The organism is Pseudoduganella sp. SL102 (assembly GCF_027856995.1).
Classification (GTDB): domain Bacteria; phylum Pseudomonadota; class Gammaproteobacteria; order Burkholderiales; family Burkholderiaceae_D; genus Rugamonas; species Rugamonas albidiflava.
Genome location: NZ_CP115554.1, coordinates 371,734 through 390,583, shown reverse-complemented (window position 1 = coordinate 390,583; position 18,850 = coordinate 371,734). Strand labels below are relative to the sequence as shown.

At 68.0% G+C, this 18,850-nt stretch carries 16 protein-coding genes; 7 read left to right on the top strand and 9 right to left on the bottom strand.

The features are described 5' to 3' along the window. Positions 1 to 333 precede the first annotated feature (333 nt). The 3 genes from OU994_RS01700 to OU994_RS01695 all read left to right on the top strand — a co-directional run bounded on the left by OU994_RS01700 (position 334) and on the right by OU994_RS01695 (position 1,702). The gene (locus OU994_RS01700) at positions 334 to 612 is read left to right on the top strand and encodes an acylphosphatase (protein ID WP_281609379.1); all 279 of its coding nucleotides are present in this window, start codon (positions 334 to 336) and stop codon (positions 610 to 612) included. Between the two features lie 278 nt (positions 613 to 890). Further along, positions 891 to 1,238: a BPSL0067 family protein gene (locus OU994_RS31690; RefSeq protein WP_373922528.1), complete on the top strand. Its 348-nt coding sequence runs from the start codon at positions 891 to 893 to the stop codon at positions 1,236 to 1,238. Further along, positions 1,235 to 1,702: an STY0301 family protein gene (locus OU994_RS01695; protein WP_281609378.1), complete on the top strand. Its 468-nt coding sequence runs from the start codon at positions 1,235 to 1,237 to the stop codon at positions 1,700 to 1,702. Before OU994_RS31690 ends, OU994_RS01695 begins: the two co-directional genes overlap by 4 nt. 25 nt (positions 1,703 to 1,727) lie before the next feature. On the opposite strand, the gene OU994_RS01690 is transcribed toward OU994_RS01695, so the two are convergent. From OU994_RS01690 to OU994_RS01670, 5 genes are all read right to left on the bottom strand, one after another. Next, positions 1,728 to 4,067 carry an FdhF/YdeP family oxidoreductase gene (locus tag OU994_RS01690; RefSeq protein WP_281609377.1) on the bottom strand — a complete coding sequence of 780 codons (2,340 nt, stop codon included), beginning with the start codon at positions 4,065 to 4,067 and terminating at the stop codon, positions 1,728 to 1,730. 67 nt (positions 4,068 to 4,134) lie between these two features. Then, complete coding sequence (locus OU994_RS01685; RefSeq protein ID WP_281609376.1) at positions 4,135 to 7,293, bottom strand: efflux RND transporter permease subunit; 3,159 nt, start codon at positions 7,291 to 7,293, stop codon at positions 4,135 to 4,137. Between the two features lie 9 nt (positions 7,294 to 7,302). Further along, complete coding sequence (locus OU994_RS01680) at positions 7,303 to 8,568, bottom strand: efflux RND transporter periplasmic adaptor subunit (RefSeq protein WP_281609375.1); 1,266 nt, start codon at positions 8,566 to 8,568, stop codon at positions 7,303 to 7,305. Positions 8,569 to 8,577: 9 nt separating this feature from the next. Next, entirely contained in the window at positions 8,578 to 9,819 is a 1,242-nt protein-coding gene (locus OU994_RS01675) for a TolC family protein (RefSeq protein ID WP_281609374.1), read from the bottom strand. Positions 9,820 to 9,866: 47 nt separating this feature from the next. Beyond that, a complete protein-coding gene (locus OU994_RS01670; protein ID WP_281609373.1) occupies positions 9,867 to 10,196 on the bottom strand; it encodes a hypothetical protein in 330 nt (109 codons plus the stop codon). A 158-nt stretch (positions 10,197 to 10,354) separates the two neighbouring features. On the opposite strand from OU994_RS01670, the gene OU994_RS01665 reads away from it, so the two are divergent. Then, positions 10,355 to 10,855, top strand: coding sequence for a DUF1993 domain-containing protein (locus OU994_RS01665; protein WP_281609372.1), 501 nt, complete (start codon positions 10,355 to 10,357; stop codon positions 10,853 to 10,855). Here the strand turns inward: OU994_RS01665 and OU994_RS01660 are convergent. The 3 genes from OU994_RS01660 to OU994_RS01650 all read right to left on the bottom strand — a co-directional run bounded on the left by OU994_RS01660 (position 10,819) and on the right by OU994_RS01650 (position 13,870). Continuing rightward, positions 10,819 to 12,330 (bottom strand): nitrilase-related carbon-nitrogen hydrolase, encoded by a 1,512-nt coding sequence (locus tag OU994_RS01660; protein ID WP_281609371.1) that lies wholly within the window; start codon positions 12,328 to 12,330, stop codon positions 10,819 to 10,821. The two genes, OU994_RS01665 and OU994_RS01660, sit on opposite strands and share 37 nt — an antisense overlap. Positions 12,331 to 12,389: 59 nt before the next feature. Further along, positions 12,390 to 12,761, bottom strand: coding sequence for a hypothetical protein (locus tag OU994_RS01655; protein ID WP_131148461.1), 372 nt, complete (start codon positions 12,759 to 12,761; stop codon positions 12,390 to 12,392). A gap of 221 nt (positions 12,762 to 12,982) precedes the next feature. After that, entirely contained in the window at positions 12,983 to 13,870 is an 888-nt protein-coding gene (locus OU994_RS01650) for an AraC family transcriptional regulator (protein WP_281609370.1), read from the bottom strand. Positions 13,871 to 14,012: 142 nt separating this feature from the next. On the opposite strand from OU994_RS01650, the gene OU994_RS01645 reads away from it, so the two are divergent. Beyond that, positions 14,013 to 14,768 (top strand): SDR family NAD(P)-dependent oxidoreductase, encoded by a 756-nt coding sequence (locus OU994_RS01645; RefSeq protein WP_281609369.1) that lies wholly within the window; start codon positions 14,013 to 14,015, stop codon positions 14,766 to 14,768. A 10-nt stretch (positions 14,769 to 14,778) separates the two neighbouring features. On the opposite strand, the gene OU994_RS01640 is transcribed toward OU994_RS01645, so the two are convergent. Next, positions 14,779 to 17,019: a TonB-dependent siderophore receptor gene (locus OU994_RS01640; RefSeq protein ID WP_281609368.1), complete on the bottom strand. Its 2,241-nt coding sequence runs from the start codon at positions 17,017 to 17,019 to the stop codon at positions 14,779 to 14,781. A 364-nt stretch (positions 17,020 to 17,383) separates the two neighbouring features. Between OU994_RS01640 and OU994_RS01635 the strand changes: the two genes are divergently transcribed. Further along, on the top strand, positions 17,384 to 18,346 hold the full coding sequence (locus OU994_RS01635; RefSeq protein WP_281609367.1) for an SDR family oxidoreductase: 963 nt from the start codon (positions 17,384 to 17,386) through the stop codon (positions 18,344 to 18,346). A gap of 73 nt (positions 18,347 to 18,419) precedes the next feature. Continuing rightward, positions 18,420 to 18,815: a GFA family protein gene (locus tag OU994_RS01630; protein WP_281609366.1), complete on the top strand. Its 396-nt coding sequence runs from the start codon at positions 18,420 to 18,422 to the stop codon at positions 18,813 to 18,815. Positions 18,816 to 18,850 lie beyond the last annotated feature (35 nt).

Genomic DNA, 18,850 nt, shown 5'->3' with positions numbered 1-18,850 from the left:
CGAACGCCACCTGCGCCGCTCTTGAAAGCGGCCGGATCGCGTGCATGGGTTCAGGTGTCCGGGGCCGGGCGGTACTCGTCCGGCAGCGACACCGGGCTAGGGGGAAAAGGCGTGGCGAAGCGCGGCGGCTACGCGATGGGCGATGCGGTGCATGGTGGTCTCCGATGTTTTATGTATGTCTCCCGCCGGTGTGGCGGTGCATTATTGGAAATATCGTACCCACATCGATATGCGTGCGCCAATGACAAATTTCTAATTGCCGATACCTGTTTGAATATCGCATCGGCGCTACACTGGCGTGGCAGCGATCCTGAAAACCCAACGGAGCCACGCATGGCAACCCGACTGATCATCGAAGGAACCGTCCAGGGCGTGGGCTTTCGCCACGCGCTGGCAACGCAGGCCGCGGCGCTGGGGCTCGCCGGCTGGGTATGCAACCGCCGCAACGGCACGGTGGAAGCCTGCCTGCGCGGTCCGCAGCAGGACGTGGAAGCCCTGGTGGCCTGGTCACGGCACGGCCCGCCCGGTGCGCGCGTGACCGGTATCACGCGCACCGAAGCCGGCGAGGAAGAGATCGCCGGCAGCGGCTTCCACATCGCCGCTACCCGCTAGCGTCGTAGCCGGCAAGCCTGGTCGGCTGTCGACCTGCACGTTTGCCTGGCAGAGATGTATGAGTCCCTCGAGATTGTTCTGTACGCGTTTTGATGCGTCTTGTACACAACTGGCGCGTTTCGATCTTGCTGTTGCCTACAATCAATATCCTGATTTTCACTTTCGTCACCATGGATTCCACGACCATTTGCGGTCGGAAGAAAGGGATCTATGGGCCACGTGTACAGCGGTATCGATGAGCTAGCCAAAGGTCAAACCCCCAATGCGGGCAGCGGGGAATGTGTCGACCTCATCAAGGAATACGTTTCGGTCTGAGAGGCAGGACTACCGCGACTTGGCGCGCCGGCAACTGGGTGATGGAAGCTGGTAGTTCGATCAGAAGGGGGACGGCAATTGCCACCTTCGACAAGAACGGCCGTTACCCGCAGCGGCACACTGGGCAGCATGCGGCGCTGGTCGTCCGCGTGATGGACTCTGGCATCTGGGTGGTTGATCAGTGGCGAAACAACGGCGGTAAGATCACCATGCGTTTGATTCGAGTCCCTCCGCCCCGTAAACAGCGCAATGCTGACGGATCGTTTCCGAATGCGAGTAACAATGCCCTGGCCTTCCGAGTAATCGAATGAGCGACCTGACTTACCCGATGCCCCCGCTGCTGGCAGCTGTCGGTGGCGCCGTATGCCTGTTCTGCTCGAACGCGGTATGGGCCGCCGAGCATCACATAGCATGTCCATCCACGCTGGAGCCGGGATCAGTGCAGGGCAAGGCCCCGGCGGGCTGGCGCTTCGCCATGCTGCAGGCGGCCCCGCTGACGTCTGCAGGAATGTTGCATGGGCCGCCAGAGGAGTCCGGATATCTCGTCCCGGAGGATAACAAGGAGACCGGGCCTGGCGGGCGCCGGATGCAGCTCTGGCGCTTCGAGCAGCCGCATTGGTATCCGACCTACGTGTATTGCGGCTATGGCGGCGGGCGTGGTCTGCTGCAGCTGTTCTATCCGATCCCGAAGGCAGCAACGGAATGCACGGCGACCACGTTGGCGAAGAATGGCGTGCTCGAGCTGGCGACCTTCACCTGCCGCGTATCGAGGTAAGCCAACAGCCCTGGCGGAATATGGGTCAATCCGTCACCGCCCTGTCCTGTCCGCCCGAAGCGGCGCGCCGGATCACGATCGGAATCGACTTGTACGACGGCGTGCCGCTGCGTTCATCGTAATTCGACAGCGCCACCAGCCCGTTCGCTTCCGGGTAATACGCCGCCGCCGAGCCGCGCGCGATGTCGAACGCCACGGCCACCAGGTTGCGCAGGATGCGCGGCTGGTCCGGGTGGTCGCACTCGGCCACGGCTTCCACGTCGACCATGTCGCCATGTTCCAGGCCGCGCGCGGCCAGGTCGTCCTCGTGCACGAAGATCACGTCGCGCCGGCCCGTCACGCCCCGGTAGCGGTCGTTCTTGCCATAGATCGTGGTGTTGTACTGGTCGTGGCTGCGGATCGTGGCCAGCACCAGCGGATCGTCCTCGCCCGTGCGGGCCAGCGGGCGCTCGCGCCGGCTGTCGGAGACCAGGAAATTGGCCTTGCCTGTCCTGGTGCGCCATTCGCGCCGCATGGCCGGGCTTTCGAGGCGGAAGCCGCGCGGCTGGGCAACGCGCTCGTTGTAGTTGTCGAAATCCGGGAAGACCTGCTCGATCTTGTCGCGGATGCGGCTGTAGTCCGCGACCAGCCAGTCCCAATCGACCTTCGATTGTGGCAGCGCGGCTTTCGCGATGCCGGCCACGATGGCCGGTTCCGAGCGCAGGTGTTCCGATGCCGGCGGCAGCGTGCCGTGCGAGGAATGCACCATCGACATCGAATCCTCCACCGTGACGGACTGCGGCCCGGTGGCCTGCACGTCGCGCTCGGTGCGGCCCAGGCAGGGCAGGATGAAGCTCAGTTGACCGGCCTTCTTCCCCACCAGCAGGTGCGAACGGTTCAGTTTCGTGGCGATGTGGACGCACAGGTCCAGGCCGCGGATGGCGTCGAAGCAGGCCTGCGGATCGGGCATCGCCACCGGCAGGTTGCCGCCGAGGCAAACCAGCGCCTTCGACCGGCCGTCGCGCATCGCCTCCAGCGCGGCCACGGCGCCATGGCCATGATGCCGTGGCGCCTTGATGCCGAACACCCGCTCCAGCGAGTCGAGGAAGCCCTGGCTGGGGATTTCGGTGATGCCCACGGTGCGGTCGCCCTGCACGTTCGAATGGCCGCGCAGCGGGCAGATGCCGGCGCCTTCCCGGCCGATATGCCCGCCGAGCAGCAGCAGGTTGGCCAGCTGCTGCACGTTCGAGGTGCCATGCCGGTGCTGCGTGATGCCCATGCCGTAGCAGATGATGACGCGTTTCGCTTTCGCATACACGTCCGCCGCCGTTTCGATATCGGCGCGCGGCAGGCCGGACACCCGCTCGATCTCCTCCCAGGACGTGTTGTCGAGATCCGCCACCAGTGTCTCGAAGCCGCTGGTATGGTCGCGGATGAAATCGCGGTCCAGCAGGCTCGGTCCCCCTTGGGCCACCTGCCGGGCATCCGCCGCCAGCAATGCCTTCATCATGCCTTTCACGACCGCGCTGTCGCCGCCGATGCGCACCTGGTAGTAATGCGTGGCGATCGGCACCGCCTTCCCTACCGTCATCTCGACGGGGCTCTGCGGCGACTTGAAGCGTTCCAGGCTGCGTTCCTTCAGCGGATTGAAGACCACGATCGGCGCATGCCGCAGCGCGGCCGCGCGCAGCGTGGCCAGCATGCGCGGATGGTTGGTGCCCGGATTGTGGCCGAACGAAAAGATCGCATCGCAATGGTCGAAATCCTCCAGCGAGACGGTGCCCTTGCCCACGCCGATCGATTCCGGCAAGCCCACGCTGGTGGCTTCGTGGCACATGTTCGAACAGTCCGGGAAGTTGTTGGTGCCGTATTCGCGCGCGAACAGCTGGTACAGGAACGCGGCCTCGTTGGAGGCCCGGCCGGACGCGTAGAACTCGGCCATGTCCGGATCCGGCAGGCTGCGCAGCGCGGCGCCGATGCGGGCGAACGCGTCGTCCCACGCGATCGGCACGTAATGGTCGGTGGCGGCGTCGTACACCATCGGGTGCGTCAGCCGCCCTTCGAATTCCAGGTTGAAATCATCCCGCTGCCACAACTCGCTGACGCTGTGCTGTGCGAAGAACTCGGGCGTGACGCGCTTGTTGGTGGCTTCCCACGACACGGCCTTGGCGCCGTTCTCGCAGAACTCGAACGAGGAGCCGTGGCGCGGATCGGGCCACGCGCAGCCGGGGCAATCGAAGCCGGTCGGCTGGTTCACCTGCAACAGGATGGTGGTGCTGTGGGCATTCATCTCGCCCCGCAACGCCTTGGCTACCGCCTGCAGCGCTCCCCAGCCGCCGGCCGGACCGCCATATTCGCCGATCCCCGGAACATCTTTCCTTCCCATAAAGCCTCCTGAACGCTTGTCATGTCGGTGGCGAATCATTTTAGGGGGATCGGCGACAAGGGGAGATTCAATTCCGGAAGGTAACCGGCTCCCCCGTTTTCTTCTCCTTCCGCCGCCATGTGTACAGCGCCGGCAGGATCAGCAGCGTCAGCGCCGTGGACGACAGGATGCCACCGATGACCACCGTCGCCAGCGGCCGCTGCACCTCGGCCCCCGTGCTGGTGGCCAGCGCCATCGGCAGGAAGCCCAGCGAGGCGACGAGCGCCGTCATCAGCACCGCCCGCAGCCGGCCCTGCGCGCCTTCGCGGATCGCCTGTTCCGGCGAATGGCCCTGTTCGCGCAGCACGCGGACGAACGACAGCATGACCAGGCCGTTCAGCACCGCCACGCCGGACAGGGCGATGAAGCCGATCGCCGCCGAGATCGACAGCGGCATGCCGCGCAGCCACAGGGCCAGCACACCGCCCGTCATCGCGAACGGAATGCCGGTAAAGACCAGCAGGCCGTCGCGCAGGCTGTTGAACATCAGGTACAGCAGCGCGAAGACGATCGCCAGCGCCAGCGGCACCACGATGGCCAGCCGCTGCGCGGCCTTTTCCAGGTTCTCGAACTGGCCGCCCAGGGTCAGCCAGGTGCCGGCCGGCAGTTTCACGCCCTTCAGCTCACCCTTCAGGTCCGCCACGAAGGAGCCCAGGTCGCGGCCGCGCACATTGGCCGTGACCACCACGCGGCGCTTGCCGTTCTCGCGGCTGACCTGGTTGGCCTCGGGCACGAACGCCAGCGTGGCGATCTCGGACAGCGGGATGCTGGACGCGCGGCCATTGTTCGAGGAAGAGGCGGCCGGCAGCGCGATCGGCAGCTGGCGCAGCGTGTCCACGTCGTTGCGCAAGCCTTCCGGCAGGCGCACCGTGATGGCGAAGCGGCGGTCGCCTTCGAAGACCAGGCCCACGTCGCGCCCGCCCACCAGCGTGCCGAAGGCTTCCTGCACGTCCGCCACGTTCAGGCCATAGCGCGCCGCCTTGATGCGGTCGACCTGCAAGGCCAGCGCCGGCAAGCCCTCGGTCTGCTCGACCTTCACCTCGGCGGCGCCGGCCAGCTTCTGCAGGCGCTGCGCCACCTGCCGGGCCGCGGCCTGCATCGCTTCCGGATCGTCGCCGAACACCTTCACGGCCACGTCGCTGCGCACGCCGGAAATGAGCTCATTGAACCGCAGCTGGATCGGTTGCGAGAACTCGTAGTTGTTGCCGGGGATGCGCTGGGCCGCCGCGGTGATCGCCGCCACCAGTTCGGCGTGCGACTTGCGTGGCGCGGGCCATTCCTTCTCCGGGCGCAGCATGATGTAGCTGTCCGCCGCGTTCGGCGGCATCGGGTCGGTCGCCACTTCCGAGGTGCCGATGCGGGCGAACATGCGCTCGATCTCGGGAAACTGCTGGAGCAGGGATTTTTCAAGTTGCTGCTGCATCCGTACCGACTGCTGCAGGCTGGTGCCGGGAATGCGCATGGTCAGCACGGCCAGGTCGCCCTCGTCCAGGTTCGGCGCGAACTCGGTGCCCAGCCGCGTCGCCAGCAACCCCGACAGCAGCACGGCCAGCACGGCGAATGTCAGGGCCACCGGGCGGTTGCGCAGCACCCAGTCGAGCACCGGCGCGTACCAGTCGCGTGCCTTGACCATGATGCGGCTGTCGCGTTCGGCCACGGGTTTCGTCACGAACAGGGCCACGGCGGCCGGCACGAACGTTACCGACAGCACCATCGCCGCCACCAGCGCCATCACCACCGTCACGGCCATCGGATGGAACATGCGGCCCTCGATGCCGGTCAGCGCGAAGATCGGCAGGTAGACCGTCATGATGATCAGCTGGCCGAACAGCAGCGGGCGGCGCGCCTCGGCGGCGGCGGCGGCCACCTCGGCGAAGCGTTCATCGCGTGTCAGCGGCCGGCCCGCCGCGCCCTGTGCGTGGGCCAGCCGCCGGATGCAGTTCTCCACGATCACCACGGCGCCATCGATGATGATGCCGAAATCCAGCGCGCCAAGGCTCATCAGGTTGGCGCTGACTCCCGCCTGCACCATGCCGGTAAATACCATCAGCATCGTCAGCGGGATCACCATGGCCGTGATCAGCGCCGCGCGCAGGTTGCCGAGGAAGACGAACAGGATCGCGATCACCAGCAGCGCGCCTTCGGCCAGGTTGGTGCGCACCGTGCCGATGGCCTTGTTGACGAGCACCGAGCGGTCATAGACGGGCAAGGCCTGCACGCCGGCGGGCAGCGAACGGTTGATGTCTTCCAGCCGGTGCCGCGCCGCGTCGGCCACGCTGCGGCTGTTTTCGCCGATCAGCATGAACACGGCGCCCAGCACCACTTCACGGCCATTTTCCGTGGCGGCGCCGGTGCGCAGCTCGCGGCCCGTTTCCACGTCGGCCACGTCGCGCACGCGGATCGGCGCACCCTGCACCACGTCGAGCACGATGTTGCGGATTTCTTCCAGCGTGCGCAGCTGGCCCGGCGTGCGCACCACGAACTGTTCGCCGCCGCGCTCGATGTAGCCGGCACCGGCATTGCCGTTGTTGCGTTCGAGCGCCGTCATCAGTTGCGCGAGGCTCAGGCCATGCGCCGCCAGCCGGTCCATGTCCGGCGCCACCTGGAATTCCTTCTCGTAGCCGCCGATCGTGTTGACCTCCGTAACGCCGGGTACGCCGCGCAGCTGCGGCGCCACCACCCAGTCCTGGATCTCGCGCAGGTCGGTCGGCGTGTACGGCGTGCCATCGGGCTTGCGGGCGCCATCCCTGGCCTCCACCGTCCAGTAGAAGATCTCGCCGAGCCCCGTGGCGATCGGCCCCAGCGACGGCTCCACGCCCGGCGGCAAGCCGGAGCGGGCCTGCTGCAGCCGTTCATTGACGAGCTGGCGGGCGAAATAAATGTCGGTACCGTCGCGGAACACCACCGTCACCTGCGACAGGCCGTATTTCGACAGCGACCGCGTGCCCTCCAGTCCCGGCAAGCCGTTCATCACGGTCTCGATCGGGAACGTGATGCGCTGCTCCACTTCCAGCGGCGAGTAGCCGTGCGCCGGCGCGTTGATCTGCACCTGCACGTTGGTGATGTCCGGTACCGCGTCGATCGGCAGCTTTTGATAGCTGTACAGGCCGAGCGCGGCCAGGCACAGCACCGCGCAGACGACCAGCCAGCGCCGCGCGATGACCGCGGCAATCAGTTGTGCATACATGGCGGCCCCTTAGTGATCGTGCTCGGCTTCGGCCTTGCCGAGGTCCGCCTTCAGCAGGTAGCTGCCGGCCGCGGCGTAGCGCGTGCCGGCCGCCAGCCCCTTGACGATTTCCGTGCGCCGCCCGTCCGACCGCCCGAGGGTGACGGTGCGGGCCTCGAAGCCGCCGGGAGTGCGCACGAACACCACGCTGCGTTCATGGATCGTCTGCACGGCGTCGGCCGCCACGGTCACCGTGGCATCGCCCTTCGGTCCCAGCAGGTCGACGGTGGCCAGCATGCCCGGCCGCAGCCGCATGCCGGGATTGGCCAGCGTGACGCGCGCGGTCGCCATCCGCGTGGCTTCGCCCAGCACGGGGCCGACGAACGACACGGTGCCCTGCACCGCTTCGGCCAGCGCGGCCGCCGTCACCGTCGCCGGCATGCCGGGTTCCACCTGCGCCAGGCTGCCGGACGGCACGGCCGCTTCGATCCATACGCGGTCCAGGTCGGCAATGGTCAACAGCGGCTGCGTGCCGTCCGACGCCATGCCGGCAACGGCGGGCCGGTCGATCACCACGCCGGACAGCGGCGCGCGGAGAGTCACGCTGGCACCGCCCGACGCGGCGATACCGAGGGCGGCCAGGCGCTGGCGTGCGGCATCGGCCTGCACCTGCGCTTCACCCAGCGCGGCCTGGGCGATGTCGAGGTCTTGCCGGGCCGAGATGCGTTCATCCCATAGCTTGCGTTCGCGCTCCGCCACCGTGCGCGCCAGTTGCAGCCGTTGCGCGGCGGCCGCGGCTTCGGCGCGCCATTGCGCCACTTCGGGACTTTGCAGCGTCACCAGGGCATCGCCCTTGCGCACCACGCTGCCGGGCGACACGGGCACCGATTGCACCATGCCGCGTGCCGGTGCCGCGATGGCGACGGTGCGCTCCGCATCGGCCCGCACCTGCGCCGGCAGGTGCAGCCTTTCGCGGATGGCGGCCGGCTGCGCCGCATCGATGGCGATGCCATTGGCCTTGATCTGCGCCTCGCTCATCGCGATCGCATCCGACGGGGCGGCCGGCGGCGCCGTGTCGGCATGGCGGTCGTCGTGGCCGTGCGAATCCTCGTGTTCCTTGTGCTCCCCGTGTTCCTCGTGCTTGCCATCGTTGGCGTGTTCATCGTTGGCGTGTTCTTGCTGCTCACCATGGCCATGCGCATCGGTGCCGGCCGGCTGGCGCCACAGCATCAGCGCGGCCAGCAAGGCGGCGGCGACGCACATCAGCGCGATCGCCAGTGTCTGTTTTCTTGTCATGTCGGTCTCTTAGTCTGGTTGTGCCGGGCCGGCCAGGCGCTCGATGTCGGCGTGGGCGCGCCACGCGTCGAGCATGGCCTGCCACTGCCGGGCACGGGCCTGGAAATAGGTGCGCTGCGCATCGAGTACGTCGAGGAAGGTGAACTTGCCGTACTCGAAACCCTTCAGGGTGAGAGCGTGCACATTGCGCGCTTCGGGCACCACGTCCTGCGCCAGCAGCAGCGCTTCGCCGCGCGCCTGGCCATAGCGCAGGTGGGCGGCCGCGAGGCCGGTATGCGCCGCCAGTTCGGCCGCTTCCAGTTCGGCCCGCGCACCGTCCGTGCGGGCGACGGCCGCTGCCAGGTTGCCGCCATTGCGGTCGAACAGCGGCAGCGGGATGGCCAGCCCGACCACGGCCTGGCGGTGCGCCAGCTGGTCGTCGCGCTGGCTGCCGATGGTGAGCGTCACGTCGGGCATGCGCGCCGCGCGTTCCGCATCGGCCTGCGCCTGCCGGTACGTCAACTGCTGGCGCGCGCGGCGTACGGACAGCGCACCGGCGCCGCGCTGCAACAGCGCCGGCAGCGCTTCGAGCGGTGGCAGCGCGTCCACCGCGCCACCGGCCAGCTCGCGCGCCTCGAGCGGCTCGCCGACCAGCGCGCCCAGCGCATTGCGGGCGATCGCCAGGTCCGCTGCCGCGCGTGCCAGGTCGGCGCGGGCATCGGCATGTGCCACGCGCGCCTTGCTGGCTTCCACCGGCGAGACCTTGCCGGCGGCGACCCGGCCGTCGGCGGCTTGCAGGCCCTTGCCGGCCAGCTCCACCGTTGCCTGGGCGAGCTGCACGCGCTCCCCGGCGACCAGGGCCGTATAAAAGGCCTCGATGACGTCGGCGCGCAGGGCCTGGCGGCGCAGCGCGTGCTCGCTGGCGGCCAGGTCGAACGCGCCTTGCGCGACGGCGATGCGGGCCTTCCTCTTGCCGCCCAGTTCGAGTGGCTGGCTGACCTGCACGGTGGTGGTGCGGCTGCCCGCGCGGTGGCCTTCGCGCAGGTACGCCAGTTCGGGGTTAGGCAGGCGGCCGGCCTGCTCCACTGCGGCTGCGCTGGCGCTGGCCTCGTGGGCCGCGGCGCGCAGGGCGGGATGGCGCTCGGCGGCCAGCGCGATGGCGGCCGGCAGGTCGAGCGGACTGACCGTGGCCGGCTCCCCCGCCGCGGCAATGCCGCAGGCGAGGGCCAGCACCACGGCCGGGACGAATCGTCGTCCGGGCTGGATGAACATGGATGCTCCTGATGATGGGATCGGATCAGGCGTGCCGAATGCCTGCGCTACTGGTCGGCGGCAGGCTGCCACTGCGGCCGTTCGGGACGGCCGGGGCTATGCGAAGCCAGCCAGTGGCTGGCGGAAGACGATGCTGGCACGGTGTCGTACACGGCCGGCAGCATGGCGATGGTGGGAGGAACGCTGATCGTGTGCACGAACACGCAGGCGGCGCAATGCGGATCGCTGGCGCTGCCGTGGTCGTCCGCCGCCAGCGCCACCGGTTGTGCACCCGGCTGCGCCGCGCTCGCGTGATGCGTCACGCCTTGCGGTGTCGTCAGGCAGCAGCGGTCCGCCATCGCCAGGGCAACCTGGAACGGGTAGATCAGCAGCAGCATGATGAGGATCCAGCGGCGCATGGCGGCAATGGGAAATAGGGGGTGATGCAAAAAAGCCGTTATGGAAAAAACCTGATGCAAAATCGCGGGTGATGGCCCGGCGGCGCTATCGACTATGATACCCGTCATTGCCATCTCAGCAAACAGGAGCCTGCCGCATGATGTTGCCGACCCGCGTTTTCCTGCATTACCTGGATCGCCTGGACCAGCTGTTGCAGCACCTGGCCGCCTTCGATCCGGCGGTGGCCGCCAACCGCCTGCACCCCGGCATGGCGCCGCTGCTGCAGCAGGCGCGCACCGCCATCGGCTTCACGCTGCGCGTCAGCTGCCCGCTGGCGGGCCGGGACATCGTGTCGTTCGAGGGCGAGGAATTCACGCTGGAAGGTGTGCGGCGCGAGCTGGCCAGCACCATCGCCTACCTGGATGCGCTGCCCGCCGCGGCGTTCGACGATCTCGCCGCACGGCAGGTGGACACGGTGGCGGGGTTTGCCGAACTGCATTTCAACGGGCCCGATTACTTCCTGCTGTACGGCCTGCCCAACTTCTTTTTCCACTACAGCATGGTGTACGCCATCGCACGGCAGGCCGGCGTACCGGTGGGCAAAGCCGATTTCGACGGCTTTCACGCGTATCCGGCGGGCTTTTCGTTCCCGGCCTGAGCCGGGCGCCGCCGCCGATCGAGCCACAGCCACCGCAGCAGCATCAGCCCGGCGGCCGCCGTGCACAGCCAGCCGAAGGCATCGCCGGTACGCGCGTACAGCGTGCCGATGCGCTGCGCCGGCAAGGCCGCCAGCAGGGTCGCGCCGGGCAGCGGCGCCGAACGGGTTTCGGCGCTTACGCGGCCGTAGGCATCCGTGACCGTCAGCAGTCCGTCGCGCGCCACGCGCACCATTGCAAACCCGCTCTCGACGCCGCGCAGCGCGGACAGCCTGGCGGCATACCAGGCATCGAGCCCGAAATCCCACGCCGGCACCAGCATCGCCTGCGCGCCGCGCTGGCCATAGGCCCGGCCCATGCCGGCGAAGTGCATGTCCTTGCAGATCGCCAGCCCGTAGGCGGTACCGCCGATGGTGCGCACGTCGTAGGCGGCGCCGGCCAGGAATTCGCGCTCCGGCGGGGCCATGTGGTGTTTCAGGTAGCTGGCGCCCAGCCGGCCATCGGGCCCGAACAGCCAGGCCAGGTTGCGCTTGCGGCCGCCGTCGTCGGTGCCGACGCCCACGACCAGCCACAGGCGATGGCGCGCGGCCAGCGCGGCCAGGCGCCGTGACAGCTGCGCAGCGGCATCCGGCGCCAGCACCGCGATCTTTTCCGGCAGCACCACGATGCGCGCGCCCTGCGCGGCCAGCGCGGCCACGTGGCGTTCATATTGCGTCCAGACGCGCTCGGCGTGCGCGGCCGGCACGCGCGGGCCGATGAAGTCGTCGATCGACACCAGGCCCACCAGCTCGCCGCCGGCCGGCGCCGCCGCGGGGATGCGCGTGTAGCCGAACGCGAAGATGGCGGCCACCACCGCCAGCGTGGCGAGGGCGGGCACCCCTGCCGCGCGCCAGCCGCGCGTCGCTACGAAGGCGATCGCCGACGGTACCAGCGACAGGCCGAACACCAGCCCGGCAACCCCGGCCAGCGACACGACCTGCACGGCCGGCACGAAACCGGCCTGCGAGTACGACATGCTACTCCAGTTGCCGTCCGGGTGCAGGGTGGCCATCAGCGTATCCACCGCGCACCACAGCAGCGGATACGCCAGCACGGCCCATGGCGAGGCGGTACGCAGCATCACGCGCCGTGCCAGCAGGATCACCAGCGTCCAGGTCAGGGCCAGCAGCACGGTGACCAGCACGGCGGCGGGCACGGGCATCAGCAGCGCGAAATAGGAGAACGGCCCGCTGGTGGCGATCAGCGACGCCGCCAGGACCAGCAGCCGCGCCGCGCCGGTACCGCTGCGCAAGGCCGCCACCAGCAGCGGAGCGGGCGCGATCCAGGCCAGCCACCACACCGGCTCCAGGCCGAAGGCCTGGCGCATCGCGAAACCGCCCGCCAGGGCCAGCGCGAGGTTGACCAGGATGGCGGACCGGCTGGCGGAGTTGCTGGCGGAGTTGCTGGTGGAGCGGCTACCGTTGATGAAGCTGCGCATGGGGGGGCTCCCGGATCGGCGAGAGCTTCACTCTAGCATTCGCCAGCGCGCCGGGGCAATCAGGGCATGCGGGCAAACGCCAGGAACAGCCAGGCCACCGTGATGACGACCATGCCCGTCACGGTCACGCACGACCACGTGAAGAACCAGGCCGACAGCAGCGTGGCCTGCACCACCTTCTCGAACAGGATGCCCAGGCAGAAATCGAATGCCGCCAGCACCGACCAGCGGCGCAGGTAGACGGGCAGGTAGCGGCTCATGCGCTGGTTGTGCTGGCGGGCGGCGTGGCGTTCGTACAGGTCGCGCGCCGCGTTCACGTCGCGAAACAGCCAGTCGAAGAACAGGAAGCGGTACAGCAGCTGGCCGAACGACAGCTCCGGCTTCTGGTCCGGGTCCGGTGGGGTTGCGGATGGCTGATGCTCGCTCGTCATGATCGGCGGCCGGAAGCAATGAATAAGAGGATGAGTGGTAATGCGGCAGTAATACGCAGCATTCATACGCAGCTGTATTACGCAGCAGCGGCAATGCACGCCAGCACCGACACGCGGCAGTGACACGCGGCAGTGACCATACTATGTCGAATCCGGCTGCAATACCAATCGCCGCGCCAATCGTGCTCGCGGCGCACGCCTGCGCAGGTTCGCGTGCCAGCCTATGCCGGAGCCAGGCGCTCCCGTGCCGTCCGGGCGTCGCGTACCGGCGTGGTGCCGAACAGCCGCCCGTACTCGCGCGTGAACTGCGGCACGCTTTCATAGCCGACGGCGAAGGCGGCGCTGCTGGCGGAAGCACCTTCGGCCAGCATCAGGCGGCGTGCCTCGATCAGCCGGAGCTGCTTCTGGAATTGCAGCGGCGACAGCGACGTCACCGCACGGAAATGCTGGTGGAAGGAGGAAAGGCTCATGCCCGCCACGTCCGCCAGCCGCTCGACCGGCAGCGTGCGGGCGAAATCCTTGCGCAGCAGCGCGACCGCGCGCGCCACGCGCTGTGCCGGCCCGTTCGGCCAGCCCAGGCGCCGCAGCGCGGCACCGTGCCGCCCCGCCAGCAGCCAGTAATGCAGTTCGCGCACCAGCTGGGCATGCAGCACGGGCACGGCGGCGGGCCGCTCCAGCAGGCGCAGCAGCCGCAGCGCCGCATCCGCCGCTTCGGCATCGGTGGTGTCGACGCGCACCGGCACGTGGGTCTCCTCGGGCGCCGCGCCCATCTGCACGCCCAGTTCGGCGATCAGCGCCGGGTCCAGCTCCAGCACCAGCGACAGGTAAGGCGCCGCCAGGCTGGCCTGGGTGACCTGGCTGACGATCGGCACGTCGGCCGTGATCAGCAGGGACTCGCCGGCGCTGAAGTCCACCGATGTGGTGCCCATCGTCACGTTCTTGCTGCCCTGCACCACCAGGCAGACGATCGGCCTGGCGATGGCGTGCTGCAAGCCGCTGGGCGCGAACGCGCGCACGGTCATCAGGCCGGGAATGGGAGAAATGCCGAGACCGCTGGCATCCGTATGGAGGTCGGCGTGGCGGCGCACGGCGTCGAGCAGGGTCGTCATGCCGCCAATGTAACCGGAAACCGGCGCGTCGCCACGCCGTTTGGAGGATCAGGCAAAAACGCCGGCGATTCGGGAAATTCCACATGGGTCGCCGGCCGCATCATGGCGTCTCCCAACCACGCATTTGTCCAAGGAGCCCAGCATGACCACCATTTCCCTCGTCACCGGCGCCAGCCGCGGCCTCGGCCGCAACACCGCCCTCAGCATCGCCCGCCAGGGCGGCGACGTCATCCTGACTTACCAGAGCCGCGCCGAGGACGCGCAGGCGGTCGTGGCCGAGATCGAAGCACTGGGCCGCAAGGCGCTGGCGTTCCGGCTCGACAGCGGCGATATCGCATCCTTCCCGGCGTTCGCGGAAACGCTGCGCGGCGCCCTGCGCGACACGTGGCAGCGCGACACGTTCGACCACCTCGTCAACAACGCCGGCCACGGCGAGTTCGCGCCGCTGGCCGACACCACGGAGGCGCAGTTCGACCGCCTGGTCGACGTGCATTTCAAGGGCGTGTTCTTCCTGACCGGCGCACTGCTGCCGCTGCTGGCCGACGGCGGCCGGGTCGTCAACCTGTCGTCCGGACTGACGCGCCTCACCTTCCCGGGCTATGCCGCGTATGCGGCGATGAAAGGGGCGGTGGAAGTGATGACCCGCTACATGGCCAAGGAATTCGGCAGCCGCGGCATCGCCGTCAACACCGTGGCGCCGGGCGCCATCGAGACCGATTTCGGCGGTGGCGCGGTGCGCGACAATCCCGACCTGAACCGCACACTGGCGCAGATGACGGCACTGGGCCGGGTCGGCGTGGCCGACGACATCGGACCGATGATCGCCAGCCTCCTGTCGCCCGGCAACCGCTGGGTGACGGGCCAGCGGATCGAGGTGTCCGGCGGCCAGGCGCTGTGACGGCGCGCGCTTACAGGCTGGCGCGCAGCGTCAGCGATACGTAGCGCGGATCGCCGTAGTAATAGCTGATGTTGGTGGGCGCGAATTTCTTGTAGTACGTCTTGTCGAACAAATTGTCCACGTTCAGCTGCAGCGAGTAGCGCTCGTTGAACCTGTAGCCGGCCATCGCGTTGAAGATCGAATAGCCGCCCTGGCGCGCCGTCAATCCGCTGGCGGTCACGTAGCTGCCATCCTGCGAGCGCACGCCGCCGCCCACCGTCAGGCCGGCCAGCGCGCCATCGAAGCGGTAGCTGGAGAACAGGTTCAGCTTGTGGCGCGGATCGATGCTGCGCAGCGGCAGGCCGGTGTTGGCGCTGTTGGTGTCGGTGATGTACTTGGTGCGGGTGTTCGTATAGCCCGCCTGCACCTGCCAGCCCGGCAGGACTTCGCCCGCCACTTCCAGTTCCCAGCCCTTGCTTTGCGTCTTGCCGCCGGCCACGCGGCAGAAGCCGGCGATGTAGTGCGGCAGGCAGGGATTGATCGACGCGAGATCCTCGACCGCCTTGCCTTCGTTGGTGATGTGGAAGATGCCGGCCGATGCTGTCAGTTTGCCGCCGAAGAAGTCGCCCTTCACGCCGGCTTCGTAGTCCTCGCCGCGGACCGGCTGCAGGATGTTGCCGTTCACATCCTTCACGTTTTGCGGCGTGAAGATTTCCGTGTAGCTCAGGTAGGCGTTGACGTTCTGGTTGAAGTCGTACACCAGGCCGGCGAACGGCGTGGCTTCGCGCTCGATCTTGTAGTTGCTGGCCGGCGTGCGCGGCACGGCGTATTCCCACCACGACAGGCGTCCGCCCACCAGCAGCGTCAGCGGATCGGTGACGGACAGACGCGCCGTGCCGAACACGCCCTTCTGGCGCGTGTAGTTCGGGTTGGCGCTGCCCGGCGTTGCCACGTCGCGCTCCGTATAAGTGGTGTAGGGGTCGAAGGTGCGGATGTCCACCACTTGCGGGTACAGGTTGCCCTGGCCCCAGCTGTCGATCGCCTCGGTGCGCAGCGCTTCACCACCGACGATCAGCTCGTGCTTGCGGCCGAACAGCGTGAACGGGCCGTTGGCCACCAGGTTCGCGACCTTCTGCGTGCTCTCGGCACCCGTGTACTGCGCCGAGGCCACGCTGAACAGGTAGGGATTGGTGGCGCCGGCCACGCGCGTGAAATACGACTGCTTGAAGCCGGCGTCCTTCAGCGCCAGGTGCACCCAGGCCACGCTGGCTTTCGCCGTCCAGCCATTGGCGAAGCGGTGCTCGATCTCGGCGAGGGCGATGTCGTTGTAGCGGTTCCAGCGGTTCCAGTCCACGCCCAGGTACGTATCGCGCGGCAGGTACAGCGGCGAACCGTCGAAGTTGCCCGGCATGCCGCCCCAGGCGCCGGTGGCATCCAGGTCCGTGTGCTGCAGGCTGGCGGTGACCGTGGTGGACGGGGCCAGGTCGTATTCGACCACGCCGTACAGCACTTCGCGCTTTTCCTGCTTGGCCTTCTGGAAGAATTCCTTTTCGTCCGCCACCACCACGGCACGGCCGCGCAGCGAGCCGGAGGCATTCAGCGCCCCGGAGATATCGCCTTCCACGCGATGGCGGTCCCAGCGCCCCACCGTGGCCGCGCCGGACAGCTGGAATTCCCGCGTGGGACGCTTGCGCACCATGTTCACGGTGGCCGACGGATTGCCCGACCCGCGCAGCATGCCCGAGGCGCCGCGCAGCACTTCCACGCGGTCCAGCACGGCCGTATCCGGCTGCACGAAGTGGGAACCGCTCTGGTTGATCGTGATGCCATCGACCTGCAGCGCATCGATCTGGTAGCCGCGCGAGTGGTACGACACGCGCTCGCTGTCGGTGTAGTCGACCGATACGCCCGGCGTGTTCTGCAGCACGTCGTGCAGGTCGAGCAGGTTGCGGTCATCCAGCAACTGGCGGGTGATCACCGTCACCGGCTGGGGAATGTCGCGGACCGATTCGAAGCCTTTCATCACGCTGGCCTTGCGGCTGGCCAGGGAACCCGTGTTTTCCGTATTGTTGTCGGCCGTGCCCGTCACGGTGACGGTCTGCATCGTGGCCGCCGCGTCCACGGCTTCCGACGCGGGATCTTCCGCCGCATGCAAGGCCAGCGGATAGGCCACCGACAGGCTCGCGCACAGCAGCGTCAACCGCGCCCGGCGCCCACGTGAAGGCTGGCGGAACGGGTGCGGGGCGGGACTGGCTGCGCGATCGGAAAACATTGACTACTCCTGTGGTGTGGGAACGAAATGAGAATCTAAATGAGAATCACTCGCAATAATAGCTGAACAATTGCCTGCTTGTCGATGGCCCTTTCCGGTGATTGCGTCTGCCGAAACCAGCCGGACAGCCCGGTTGAACGTTTTTACGTGGAAACTTCGATGTTCGGACGTTATCGCCGCGCTGTATTGCGCAGAACGTGACCGATGGCGCCGAGGATGATTCATGCCATGGCCATGGGCGAGCACTGCCGGCTTTTCCACGCCGGGTCCCGTGCGCGCCGGCCATGCGTGCCGACCGCTGCGCCGCCCACAAAGCGGATGGGGTAACTTGCTCGACTCCTTCATCCGTTGAAAGGTGGTCAGCATGAAGCAGAACACATTACGTGTCGTCATCACGGGCGCATCGAGCGGCATCGGCGCCGCGACGGCGGTGGCTTTCGCCAGGCAGGGCGCGCACCTGGTACTGGGTGCCCGCGGCAGGGAGGGTCTCGAGGATATCGCCGCTCGCTGCAGGGAAGCGGGCGGGCAGGCGGAGATCGGCATCGTCGACGTCACCGATGCCGACGCGGTCGCGACGTTCGCGGCGGCGGCACGCGCCGCGCTGGGCGGGATCGATTTGTGGTTCAGCGATGTCGGCATCGGCGTGGTCGGCAAATACCTGGACGTGCCGATGGCCGACCACCGGCAGGTGGTCGAGACCAATCTCGTCAGCCACATGAACGAGGCGCATGCCGTGCTGCCGGTCTTCGTGCACCAGGGCCACGGCATCTGGGTCAACATGATCTCGCTGGGCGGCTACATCACCTCGCCCTACGCCGCGGCCTACTCGGCCAGCAAGTTCGGCCTGCGCGGCTTCAGCGCGGCGCTGCGCGGCGAAATGCACGACCATCCGGACATCCACATCTGCGACGTCTATCCCACCTTCGTCGATACCCCGGCGATCTTTCACGCCGGTAACTACACGGGCGCCAGGCTGACGTATCCGCCCGGCGCGCTGGCGCCTGAAACCGTGGCGAACGCCGTGGTCAAGCTGGCTCGGCAACCGCGCGCCACGACCGTGATCGGCATGCCCGAGACCATGCTGAAGCTGGGCCAGTTCGCGGCGCCGCTCACCAACCTGCTGATGAAGCGCTTCATGGACCGGTGGTCCAGGCGTGCGGAACCGGCCAGGGATACCGTTGGCACCATGTACACGCCGGCGCCCGCCGCCAGCGGCATCCATGGCGGCCAGCGCCGCCACGGCGGACAGCGCAACACGGCTCTGGCGGTGGGCGCGGCGGTGGTCGGCGTGGCGCTCGCGGCGCGGCTGTTGAGCCGCCGTGGCTGATCACGGCAGGCCAGGCATGGAGCACGTGACGGAGCAGATAAGCGAGCAGATGAGGGAGCAGATGAGGGAGCAGATGAGGGAGCAAGTAAGCGGCGGCTGCCTGTGCGGCAGCGTGCGCATCGTGGCGACCGGTGCGCCGTACCGCGTGGGTATCTGCCATTGCCTCGACTGCCGCAAGCACCACGGCGCGCTGTTCCACGCCTCGGCCATCTTTCCCCAGGATGCCGTGGCGATCGAAGGCGAGACGCGCGACTATGCCGGCAGGTACTTCTGCCCGCGCTGCGGCTCGTCCGTCTTCTCGCGCAGCGCCGATGAAATCGAGGTGAACCTCGGCGCGCTCGATGCGCCCGGCCAGTTCCAGCCCACCTATGAACTGTGGACGATCCGCCGCGAGCCCTGGCTGCCGGCGTTCCCGCTGGCGAAACGCTACCGGCAAGACCGTGAGGCGGGCAGCCGTCAGGATGGCTGAGCGGGCGGCTATACTGGCGGGCACCCACAGCGACC